Origin of the sequence: Helicobacter enhydrae, from assembly GCF_001693335.1 — a bacterium.
Lineage (GTDB): Bacteria > Campylobacterota > Campylobacteria > Campylobacterales > Helicobacteraceae > Helicobacter_G > Helicobacter_G enhydrae.
Genome location: NZ_CP016503.1, coordinates 695,292 through 707,472, shown reverse-complemented (window position 1 = coordinate 707,472; position 12,181 = coordinate 695,292). Strand labels below are relative to the sequence as shown.

The 12,181-nt window shown below is 42.3% G+C and carries 9 protein-coding genes; 7 read left to right on the top strand and 2 right to left on the bottom strand.

What is annotated here, in order from left to right:
- Window positions 1-11: 11 nt before the first annotated feature.
- Window positions 12-1,538, bottom strand: a complete 1,527-nt coding sequence (locus BBW65_RS03250; RefSeq protein WP_233702105.1) for a Na+/H+ antiporter NhaC family protein — start codon at window positions 1,536-1,538, stop codon at window positions 12-14.
- 50 nt (window positions 1,539-1,588) lie between these two features.
- A complete protein-coding gene (gene lolA / locus BBW65_RS03245) occupies window positions 1,589-2,101 on the bottom strand; it encodes a LolA-like outer membrane lipoprotein chaperone (protein WP_066339649.1) in 513 nt (170 codons plus the stop codon).
- Window positions 2,102-2,226: 125 nt separating this feature from the next.
- Between lolA and secA the strand changes: the two genes are divergently transcribed.
- The 7 genes from secA to fdh3B all read left to right on the top strand — a co-directional run bounded on the left by secA (window position 2,227) and on the right by fdh3B (window position 12,174).
- On the top strand, window positions 2,227-4,719 hold the full coding sequence (secA, locus tag BBW65_RS03240; RefSeq protein ID WP_066339646.1) for a preprotein translocase subunit SecA: 2,493 nt from the start codon (window positions 2,227-2,229) through the stop codon (window positions 4,717-4,719).
- Complete coding sequence (locus BBW65_RS03235; protein WP_066339641.1) at window positions 4,716-5,933, top strand: ABC transporter permease; 1,218 nt, start codon at window positions 4,716-4,718, stop codon at window positions 5,931-5,933. Before secA ends, BBW65_RS03235 begins: the two co-directional genes overlap by 4 nt.
- Window positions 5,934-6,028: 95 nt before the next feature.
- Complete coding sequence (locus tag BBW65_RS03230) at window positions 6,029-7,699, top strand: 4Fe-4S binding protein (RefSeq protein ID WP_066339639.1); 1,671 nt, start codon at window positions 6,029-6,031, stop codon at window positions 7,697-7,699.
- Entirely contained in the window at window positions 7,696-8,412 is a 717-nt protein-coding gene (locus BBW65_RS03225; RefSeq protein WP_066339637.1) for a TorD/DmsD family molecular chaperone, read from the top strand. Before BBW65_RS03230 ends, BBW65_RS03225 begins: the two co-directional genes overlap by 4 nt.
- Before the next feature lie 78 nt (window positions 8,413-8,490).
- The gene (locus BBW65_RS03220; RefSeq protein WP_066339629.1) at window positions 8,491-8,712 is read left to right on the top strand and encodes a twin-arginine translocation signal domain-containing protein; all 222 of its coding nucleotides are present in this window, start codon (window positions 8,491-8,493) and stop codon (window positions 8,710-8,712) included.
- A gap of 11 nt (window positions 8,713-8,723) precedes the next feature.
- A complete protein-coding gene (locus BBW65_RS03210) occupies window positions 8,724-11,549 on the top strand; it encodes a molybdopterin-dependent oxidoreductase (RefSeq protein ID WP_083986026.1) in 2,826 nt (941 codons plus the stop codon).
- A gap of 10 nt (window positions 11,550-11,559) precedes the next feature.
- Window positions 11,560-12,174, top strand: coding sequence for a formate dehydrogenase FDH3 subunit beta (gene fdh3B / locus BBW65_RS03205; protein WP_066339620.1), 615 nt, complete (start codon window positions 11,560-11,562; stop codon window positions 12,172-12,174).
- The last annotated feature ends 7 nt before the right edge of the window (window positions 12,175-12,181 follow it).

Genomic DNA, 12,181 nt, shown 5'->3' with positions numbered 1-12,181 from the left:
GTTGATTGGATCTAGGCTTTGATATTGCCTAAATCTTGAGAGAATCTTTGCTTGAGTGCATAGAAGATCCCTAGAAACACAATGCCACTGCCCAAAAATGCAAGTGCCACACTTTGGGTGAAGCTTAGCATCATAAATCCTAGCAAAGCACATCCCGCAGAGATCCCAGCATAAGGGAGTTGCGTGATGAAGTGGCTTTGTAGAGAGCATCCTGTGCCGACAGAGGATAGGATAGTCGTATCTGACATTGGTGAAGTATGATCCCCATACACCGCACCAGCCAACACCGCAGAAATCGCAAAAATGCTATTTGTGCCACCTTGAAGCGAAAACTCAATCGCAATAGGAATCATAATCGCAAAGCACCCCCAGCTTGTCCCTGTCGCAAAAGCGATAAAAGCAGAGATACAAAACAAAAAGATAGGGAGAAGCTTGAGGCTCTCTTGGCTTAGGAACTCTTTTGCGACAAATGCAAGTTGCTCTCCTGTTTTGAGATCTTTGATCACTGAGCCAATCACAGCAGCAAAAATCAAAATAACAATCGCAGGGCACATTGATTTAACGCCTCTCAAACAGATTTGGGCATAGTTGAGATTTTTGATTCTCAACGACATCACAAAAGCAACTGCAAGTGCAACGATTCCACCAACAAAGAGGGAATAATAAGTGTCTGTGGCATCGAGTATTTTGAGTATTTCACTTGATTGACTTGATTTGCAACCTGTGTAAAAAATCATAAAAATGATAGACACGATCAAAACTAGTATTGGGACAAAAAGCATTGAGATAGAGCCTGATGGGATTTCCTCTTGATGTTGTGAGGCGGAGGCTGAACCGACATTGAAGTTTTTTTGCATTACGGGGAGGTTGATTTGCCACCAAATTGTGAGGATCACGCCAAGCAAGGCAAACCAAGCATAGAAATTGCTAAGAGTGCATTCTAGTAGAACAAGCAATGCTCCAGAAGTGTTTGGTGGTAGGCTCTCAGAGAGTAGTCCAACGATATAAGCACCCCAGCTAGAGAAAGGGATGATGATGCATATCGGAGCAGAAGTGCTATCTACGATATAGGCAAATCGCTCCTTGCTAGAATAATTGAGATGATTGAATGGTTGGGTGATCTGTCCCACCGTGAGGGCATTGAAATAATCATCGATAAAAATAATCACCCCAGCGATGAAGACTACGATTTCTGAACTACGCGTATCTTTGATTTTGCCTCTTGCCCATTGCACAAAAGCACCAATCCCCCCAGACCGGATAATCATCTCTGACAAGATGCCCAAAAAGATCAAAAACAAAAAAATATAAAGCTTTTCCCAATTTAGCTCAAACCCTTGCTCACCAAAGGTGTAAAAAACCGATGAAAACTTGTGATAAATGTATCCCAAAATTTCCCAAAAATCACCACGATGGATGATAGCTCCACCCAAAACAATCCCCACCAATAGCGAAGGAATGATTTTTTTGGTCCATAAAACCATCAAAATCACAACAAGCGGAGCTGACAAGCTCAACAAAAGATTACTATATTGCAAAATACACCTCTTATCATTTATAAAATCAAAACATCATCTTATCTAAAACTTCACTCTTTAATCACATCTACTCCCTTTGGAGGTGTAAAATCAAAGAAATTTTTGGGAAATGTTGGGTTGATTTTGACATTTTTGAGCTTAATCAATACTTCATTACCGAGCGTATCTTGATATTGTAGTGTGGTGGGAATCCCCTCGCTAGTGTGCAGACGATAGAGGGTTTGATTGATTGTTGAGAAGTAGAGGTTGGGGTTTTGGGGATCTTGCTTGGCGTGTTGAATGATGGAGAGAAAATCAAGCTGTTGTTTGATTGGGGTGAAGGTGACTTGAGAGAGGTTTGGCTCATAAGAAATCAGTGTATCTTGAATGATATAAATCTCCTTTTTGAGAGGGGTGAGATATTCCCATTTGGCTAGATTGGAGCTTTGGATATACATTTTGCCTTGATAGATGATTTGATTGTCTTGAATGGTTTGTTCAAAGTCTGCCTGCAAACTTTTAATCTTTTGATTAAGAGAAAATAAGGCATTGCTTAAAGCTAAAATTAATAAAAACTTTTTCATTTTGGACCTTTAATCACACACTTTTGAAGTGCTTGTGTTAGAATAAAATATTTGAAATTATATTTGATTCTCATAATTTTAGAGTTTTAAGTCATTTGGATATTTTGTCATAAAGGCGGTGAGCGATGTTTGGAACAATTTTTGGTGCGATTTTTGGAACGCGTAATTCTAGAATGCTAAAAACATACGAAAAAAGAGTAAAAGCAATCAATGTGCTAGAATCGCAGTATCAAAGTTTGAGCGATGAGGAGCTAAAAAGTGCATTTTTGGCATTGAAAAATAGGGTGCTAGAGCAGGGGGCATGTTTGGAAGATGTGCTCAATGATAGTTTTGCAATCACTAGAGAGGCTAGTCGTCGTTTGTATGACAAGCGTCATCACGATGTGCAACTTATTGGTGGAATGGTGCTTCACGATGGCAAGATTGCAGAGATGAAAACAGGGGAGGGGAAAACCCTAGTGGCTTCTCTAGCAGCTTCTTTGAATGCGATGGTGGGCAAAAGTGTCCATATCGTAACCGTCAATGATTATCTTGCCAAGAGGGACGCACAAGATCTCAAAGAGCTTTATGAGTTTTTGGGTTATTCTGTGGGGGCAATCACCTCTGATGTGGGGGAAGAAGAGCGTGTGCAGATTTATGCCTCTGACATTGTTTATGGCACCAACAATGAGTTTGGCTTCGATTATTTGCGTGACAATATGAAATATTCTTTGGAGCAAAAAACCCAAAAAGTCCATTATTTTGCCATTATTGATGAGGTGGATTCGATTTTGATTGATGAGGCACGCACGCCGCTTATCATTTCGGGACCCACCAACAAAAAAATGGAAAACTATCAGCTTGCCAATAGCGTAGCCCAAAAGCTTGAGAATGAAAAAGATTTCAATATCGATGAGAAAAGCCGTGTGATACTGCTCACCGAAGAGGGCATACAAAAGGCAGAACAACTATTTGGAGTGGATAATCTCTACAATATCGAAAACGCCTCTTTGGCTCATCATCTAGACCAAGCACTCAAAGCAAATTATCTTTTCATCAAAGACAAAGATTATGTTCTTGCCAATGGTGAGGTGGTGATTGTTGATGAATTCACAGGGCGTTTGAGTGAGGGTAGGCGTTTTAGCGAGGGATTGCATCAAGCCATAGAAGCCAAAGAAAATGTCGCCATCAAAGAAGAGAGCCAAACTCTAGCTGATATTACTTTTCAAAATTACTTCCGTTTGTATGACAAGCTTGCAGGTATGACAGGAACTGCACAAACAGAGGCAGGAGAGTTTTTGCAGATTTACAATCTTGATGTTGTGAGTATCCCTACAAATATTCCGGTGCAACGCAAAGATTTGAATGACTTGATTTACAAAAGTGAAAAAGAAAAATTTGACGCCGTGGTCGCCAAGATTGAGGAGCTATATCAAAAAGGACAGCCTGTCCTTGTTGGGACTGCAAGTATCCAAAAAAGTGAGTTGTTGCACGAATTGCTGAAGCAACGCCGAGTGCCACATACGGTTTTGAATGCCAAACAACACACAAAAGAGGCAGAGATCATCAAAGACGCAGGGAAAAAGGGAGCCGTGACGATTGCGACCAATATGGCAGGGCGTGGTGTGGATATCAAGATTGATGATGAGATTCGTGAGCTTGGGGGATTGTATATCATTGGCACGGAGCGACACGAGAGCCGTAGGATTGACAATCAGCTTAGGGGGCGTAGTGGGCGACAAGGGGATCCGGGTGTCAGTCAGTTTTATTTGAGTTTAGAGGATAATTTGCTCAGAATCTTTGGATCTGATAAGTTTAAAAATGTGATGGAAAAGCTTGGGATGAAAGAGGGGGAGCATATCGAGTCCTCTTTGGTGACAAGAACCGTTGAAAATGCTCAAAAAAAGGTCGAGAGTTTGCATTTTGAATCAAGGAAGCATTTGCTAGAGTATGATGATGTGGCAAACGAGCAACGCAAGGCGGTGTATAGCTTGAGAAACCAGCTTCTAGATGAGAATTATGCGATTGATGAAAGGATTGCACAAGATCAAAAAGAGCTTGTAGGACAAATCTTGCAAGAGATTGATGATGTGGAGCAAATCGCCCCTCATTTCAAAGAAGCGTTTGGGATTGAGCTAGAAAACATCCAGAGCCTTGATGATACAGAAGCGTTGTGCGATACGATTGTGGAGCAACTCACCCAAAAATATGATCAAAAAATGAGTATGATTGATGCAGGTGCGCGTCAAGAAATCGAACGCCTCGTGTATCTGCAAACTCTAGACAATGCTTGGCGTGAGCATTTGTATATGATGGACAATCTCAAAACAGGAATCGGTTTGAGAGGATACAACCAAAAAGATCCATTGGTGGAATACAAAAAAGAGAGCTACAATCTTTTCTTGGAGTTCCGAGCCTTACTCAAAAGCGAGACTTTGAAGATCTTGCATTGGCTCAAATTGCAACCCCATCAAGAAGAAGCCAATCAAAAAGCCAAAAAGAAACTTGAGCAATCCGCCCCACTCTTTGGCAACAAAACCGCAAGAAATGATATGTGCCCTTGTGGCAGTGGCAAAAAATACAAGCAATGTCACGGCAAAAGTGGTCCCAAAAAGGGGCTTCTAGCTCAAAAACAATGAAACTTGCTTTTTTTCTGCTTCCCAAATATCTCAAACTAGATCGCACCCAGCCTTTTATTTTTGTCACGGCACTTTTGGCGTTTTTGGGGATTGGGATTGGGGTGATGGTGCTATGTGTGGCGATGGCGATTATGAATGGCGTTTCTAAGGAATTTCGAGAAAAAATTATGCTGATGAATTACCCATTGAGCGTGAAATCTCTGAAAGGAGCGTTGGTGCCACAAGATTTGCTCTATTCGTTGCAGATAGAGTTTCCAGATCTTAGATTTAGCCCTTATGTGCGTTCCCACGCGTTGATCAAAACTCCTTATGGGATCAATCCTGCTGTGATTTTTGGCGTAGATTTTGCACAAGAATCAGAGATCAACCCGATCCTCAAACAAACGCTTGTTGATACAAATGCCCAAGATTTGAAGGATTTTGGTTTGGTTTTGGGGCGTGAGTTTGATGAGGGGTTTGGGATCAAGCCCAAGCAAAAGGTCATCCTTTTTTTCACAGAGCTTGTCCCACATAGTATAGGCTTCACGCCTGTTAGCAAACGATTTGAAGTGCAGGGGTTTTTTCATTCAGGGATTGGTGCTTATGATCGTGCCTATGGCTACACGAGTTTGCAATCCCTGCAAAAGGTGCGTAACATCGCTGATAATCTTTATGATGGGATCCATATTGATTCTGCACAACCTTTGCAAGATTATGAGCGTATTGCCAAATTTTTGAAACAAAGGTTTGGTTATTCTTATTATGTAGAGGGGTGGTGGCACCAAAATGGCAATTTGTTTTCTGCAATGGAGCTTGAAAAACGGGCATTGTTCATCGTTTTGTTGCTGATTATTTTGATGGCTTCACTCAACATTATCAGTTCGCTTTTGATGGTGATTATGAATCGACGCAAAGAGATCGCGTTGCTTTTGAGTATGGGGGCAAGTCAGAAAGAAATCAAAAAGTCTTTTTTTGTTTTGGGCAATAGTATCGGAATGGCGGGGATTTTGTTTGGTTTTGTTCTAGCGTTTGTGGCGATGAAAATCCTAGATAAATTCCCTATTGTTTCATTACCTGCAAATGTCTATGGCACGACAAAATTGCCATTAGATTTCTCTTTGCTAGATTTTGCTTTGATCGCGTTGGGAAGCATTGTGATCGTGCTATTTTCGGCTTATTATCCTGCAAACAGAGCTTCAAAAATCAATCTACTTGAAGTGCTACGCAATGAATAGGTGGGCTTTTGTTTGTTGTGCGTTACGGATTCTAGCTTGTAATTAAGTTATAATAACTTACCAAAAAAATTAAGATAAAACTAAGAAGAGTTATTATGTTTAATCTGACAACCACATACCATTACGCCCCAGAGCTTGCAGAGCAGTTTTCAGAAATCCACTTCAATTCTCACCATAACCATCACGCGATTTCCAATCTAGACAAAAATTGCGATATGTATGCCCCAGAGATTGATTGGTATCTCTCACATTCCCAAGACGCCCCACAAGTCCAGCTTGATAAAATTTACAAAATGTTTCAAAATCGCCTTGCAATTTATGACAATGCACCTTTTAAGATTCTAGAGCAAGAGGTGGGTTTGAAGCTTTTGATTATCGGCTATGAGGGTGCCAATAGCCAAGAGTTGATAGACAAATCACAGGCTTTGGGCTTTTTGCCTATGTTGGTCCATCCTAGTGACATCATCAGTGTGAGTGGCAAAATCGGAGAGTTTGAGGCTGTGTGTCGCAGTGAAACAATCCGATTTGATCAAGCGGTGCTATTTGTGCAAAACCCGACACTTGAGAAGTTTCTAGGCATTGTGAGCGTGCAGGATTTTTATAATGTAGAGGAGATGTTGAGCCTTTTGCTTGATAGAAGGGGGACATACCGCTACAAAACGACAATTTTATACAATCCAAATTCCTGCCAATACCATCACAGGCGTCCTGATAAAAACGGAGAGGGCTATTGCCACAAATGCGTAGATGTCTGCCCTTCTTTTGGGGTGGATAAAAATGACAATCTGATGGAGCTAGTGTTTTCGCAAATCGATTGCAAAGGCTGTGGGGGTTGTGTGGCGACTTGCCCTACGGGTGCGATTGATTTTGCTCCTTATACGATTGATTGCTTGATGCAGGGCTTGAAGTATTATCGCAACACAGCAGTGCTGTTGATACCTGAGGAGTTTTTGCCACTTCTGCAGGATTATGAGATCCCCTCCCATTTGACGCCTTTGATCATCCCTAGAGAGAAATTCCCTTCTGAGCTTCATTTGTTGAGTATCACTCAAGAGAGTGGCTATGGCTGTATATTTTTTTCACCAGTGGTTTCACGCCCATCACAAGAGGCGATTGAGCTAGTCAATGCGATTTATCAAAACATTTTCAAACAAGATGCAATTTGGGTGGCTAATGATGTGGAGGCTCTAAGAAAGATCGAGCATTTGCCCCAACCCATCGTGCAGTATTCTTATGCACCAAGCCCAAATGAGCACAAACGCAAACATTTTGCCGAGCGGTTGAGGTTTATGGTCAAAGATGGGGATTTTGGGCGTGTGGAGAGTGGCAAAAGTGGCAAAATGATACGCTATGGCACAATCAGCGTCGATGCACAAAAATGCACCTTGTGTTTGAGCTGTGTGGAGTCTTGCAATGTCGATTGTCTCACTGCCAATCATTCCAAATTTTCACTCCAATACAAACCCTATCTTTGCACGACTTGCGGGTATTGTGTGGAGACTTGTCCAGAAGATGCGATCAAGCTTGATTTGGATGGTATCGCACTCAATCCCTCTTGGTTTGAGATGCAAGTCGTCGCACAAGATGAGGTTTTCCATTGTATCGAGTGCCAAAAACCCATAGGCTCCAAAAGGGCGATTGAGAAAATCAAAGACAAAATGGCAGGGTTTTTTGCTTCTGATTCTGCCAAGCTTAGGACTTTGGAATGCTGCAGTGATTGCAAGGTCAAGATTATGTTTAAACACCATTTTGAGGATGAGGCATGAAAGAGGAAGAGATACAGATCAACAAAGCACGAGGGATGTATTATGCCCTGCTTGGAATGTTTTTTAGCTACCAGTCTTTGTCCAGACATCGCCAAACCGCTATCGCGATTTTGGAGCAGATTTTTGCCAATGCGATCAATGATCAAACCCAAAAAGATGCACAAGTGTTGCTCAATGAGTTAGAAGCCAATGGCACTGCAAGAATCGAGCAAGAATTTGATGCTCTTTTTGTGGATAACTTCACTTACAAATGTATCAATCTCACGGCGAGTTATTATGATGAGGGGTGGGAGTTTGGGGAGAAATGCTTGAAGATTCGTGATTTGGTTTTGGAGAGTGAGTTTCGGCGTAATGAGGAGTTTGTGGAGCCTGAAGATCATCTTGGATTTTTGCTGATGTTTTGTTCTTCGTTGCTTGAAAAAGCCAATCCGTGTGCAATCGCAATGTGCCAAAAAATCTTTGCAGAAATTTTGAATGATTATGTGAATTTCGTGGTTTTGGAAACTTTGAAAAGCAAAAAGGCTCATTTCTATAAATCTGTAGTCAAGATTTTGGGGAGTTTCGCAGAGTTTGAACGCTTATACCTTGATGTGACTCCACCTCCTTTGGAGGAGTTTGTCGATTTGCAAGATTTGAAAGCACAAGAGAAAAAAGCAAAATGGAAAAAACGCGTCAAAGCTGATATGGATGAAGACACATTGAAACAAAAATAAATGTGTCTTACGCTATGGGTTTGAGCAAACCTGTAGCGTAGGGCACAGACTCTACTATCCTAGCTACAAAGGAGAAAAATGGAAACAAATCAATTTTCACAAGAAAAATCACGCCGTGATTTTTTGAAAAATGCTGGAAAAACTTCAGCAGTGATTGCCGTTGGTGGTTTGGCACTTGCAGGTTGTGCAAATGACAAACCAAGGAGTCAGAGTGGTTTTGCCACTTCAACACACAAGAAAAAAGAAGTTTTGTATAGAAGTACCAAGAATTGGAACTCTTACTATGCATCTGCAAAATAAGGAGGCAAGTGATGAGTGAATATATCGCACAGACTTTTTCACCCCTCAGAGCATCGCGTCGTAGTTTTTTGAAGATGAGTGCTTTGGGTGTTGGTGCAGGAATTGCATCGTTGAATGCAAGTGAGGGCGTTGTAAGACAAGCAACACAAGAGGAACTCAAAGAGGCTTATCCAGATAGCCAAAAAATCAAAACAATCTGCACGATTTGTTCTGTAGGTTGTGGAATCATCGCAGAGGTCAAAAATGGCACTTGGGTGCGTCAAGAAGTCGCTCAAGATCACCCTGTGAGCCTTGGAGGACATTGCTCTAAGGGTGCAGATATGATTGATATGGTGCGTAGTGCCAAAAGAGTCAAGTATCCGATGAAAAAAGAAAACGGGGAGTGGAAAAGAATCTCGTGGGAACAAGCCTTTGATGAGATTGGATCTAAACTTGCAAGTCTCAAAAATGAGCACGGAGCTGATAGTGTCCAATTCTTTGGAAGTGCCAAAGTGAGCAATGAGCAATGTTATTACATTCGCAAATTCTCAACTATGTTTGGCACCAACAATATCGATCATCAAGCGCGTCTCTGACATAGCTCTACAGTCGCCGGTGTGGCGAATACATTTGGTTATGGAGCTATGACAAACCATCTTGGAGATATTCAACACTCTAAGGCAATTATCATTTTTGGAGCCAACCCTGCAGTCAATCACCCTGTTGGATTCCAACATTTCCTCAAGGCAAAAGAGAGAAATGGAGCCAAGCTCATCGTGATTGATCCGCGTTTCACAAGAACCGCAGCCAAAGCTGATATGTTTATCCAGATTCGCGGTGGGACAGATATTGCTTTCATTTATGGAATGCTCAATCTGATTTTCAAAAACAAATGGGAAGATCAATCATTTATCGCAGATCGCACATTTGGAATCGAAGCAATCAAAGAAGAGGCGAAAAAATACCCTCCAAGCGTAGTGGCAGACATTTGTGGAGTGACTGAAAAGCAACTGATGGAAGTCACGAAACTCTATGCACACACAAGACCGGGCACACTTGTTTGGGCGATGGGATTGACACAACACAGCATTGGGACAGGCAACACAAGAATCGCCCCTATTTTGCAACTTGTGCTTGGCAATATGGGACGCAGTGGTGGCGGCACAAACATCTTGAGGGGACACGACAATGTGCAAGGTGCGACAGATTTGGGTTGTCTCTCTGATAGTTTGCCCGGATATTATGGTTTGAGTGAGGGGGCGTTTAAACATTGGGCAAAAGTGTGGCAAGTGGATTATGAGTGGCTCAAAAGTCAATTTGATCCTGCAACAATGAATAAAGCAGGTTTTACGCTTTCTCGTTGGTGGCAAGGCGTATTGCAAGAGGAAGAAATCCACAATGGAAAATCAGGCAAGATTCGCGGACTTTTCTGTTTGGGCAATGGTTTGATTTCAACTGCACAGACCAACAAAGTCGCTCAAGCCCTTAATGAGCTAGAGCTGTTTGTCGTTGTTGATCCTTTCCCACATGATGCGATTGCTTATACTCAAAAAAGCGATGGAGTGTATCTGCTTCCTGCTGCTTCTCAAATGGAGACAAGTGGATCTGTGACTGCGACCAATCGTTCAGGGCAGTGGAGATTCCAAGTTGTCAAGCCTTTGTATGAGAGCAAACCTGATGAGGAGATCCTCTTTGAACTTGCGAAGCGTCTAGGGTTTTATGAGGAATTCACAAGAGCTCTAGGTGATGGCAAAGGCAATTTTGTGTGGCCCGATGATGCGACACGCGAGATTAATTATGGAATGAAAACCATCGGATTGAGTGGTTGGACTCCAGAGCGTCTCAAAGAGCATACACTCAATTGGCATCTTTTTGATTCTGTAACACTCAAGGGACGCGGACCTTTGCAAGATAGCTTCTATGGATTGCCTTGGCCCTGTTGGAATGAAAAACACCCGGGAACGCCAAACCTCTACAATATCAGTATCCCTGTGATGCAAGGCGGTATGGGATTTAGAAACAACTTTGGGTTGGAGCAAGAGTTGGATGGCAAAAAATACAATATGCTTGCATCTCAAGGCAGTGTGCCTCCAAAGTCGAGCCAAAAAGGTGGCTATCCAGAGATTACAGCAGACAATATCGAGGAGCTAACGGGCAAAAAACTCACAGCCAAAGAAAAAGAGATTGTCAAAGGTAAGAATTGGAAAACAGACTTGAGTATGACACTTGTCAATAAAGCACTTGAGGCAGGGCTTTGTCCTTATGGAAATGCAAGGGCTAGAATGTATGTCAGCACTTGGGTGGATAAAATCCCGTTGCATCGTGAGCCTATCCATACCCCACGCCCTGATTTGATTGCCAAATATCCAACTTATCCAGACCAACCCAATCAGTTTAGGGTGGCGACCAAATTTGCTTCTCTGCAAAAAGATTGGACCAAAGAGTTCCCATTGCAACTCAATACTGCAAGGATTGTGACTCATAGCGGACAAGGGATCGAAGCACGCGTAAGCTTGGCACTCACAGAAATCAATCCAGAAATGTATTGCCAAATCCACCCAAATACTGCCGGAAATTATGGAGTGAATGAGGGGGATTTTGTATGGATTCATAGTCCAGAGGGCTTCAAAGCAAAAGTCAAGGTGAGACTAAGCTATAGCGTCAAAGAAAATGTTGTGTTTGCTCCATTCCATTGGGCAGGAGTAATGCAGGGTGAGAGTTTGGAGGCGTATTATCCTCAAGGGTATGTGCCATACAGCATTGGGGAATCAATCAATGGTGTGACCAATTATGGCTATGACATCGTGACACAAATCCCTGAAACCAAATGCGGACTTTGCCGTATTCAAAAAGCATAAGGAGTGAGCAATGACTGAAGGTTTTGTTTCTCAAAGTCGGATTAAATTTTATTGCGATGAAAATCGTTGTATCGATTGTCACGGATGTGATGTTGCCTGTAAAGAGGCTCATCATTTGCCTGTAGGTATCAATCGCCGTCGTGTGATCACACTCAATGACGGGATTGAGGGCAAAGAAAAAAGTGTCTCTATTGCTTGTATGCATTGTTCTGACGCACCTTGTGCCAAAGTTTGTCCTGTGGATTGTTTCTATGTGCGTGAAGATGGCATAGTCTTGCACGACAAAAAAACTTGTATCGGATGTGGATATTGTCTATATGCTTGTCCTTTTGGGGCACCACAATTTCCAAAATCAGATATTTTTGGCTCAAGAGGGGCGATGGACAAATGCACATTCTGTGCTGGAGGTCCTGAAGAGACACATTCTCAAGAAGAATACAAACTCTACGGACAGAATCGTATCGCAGAGGGCAAAGTCCCTGTGTGTGCAGCAATGTGTTCAACCAAAGCTTTGCTTGCAGGAAGTAGTGATGAGGTGAGCGACATTATCGCTCAAAGAGCGATTGCTAGAGGAAGTGGAACGCCATCTGTCCCTTATACTTGGTCCAAAGCGTATGGTGGATGAGGTGTGA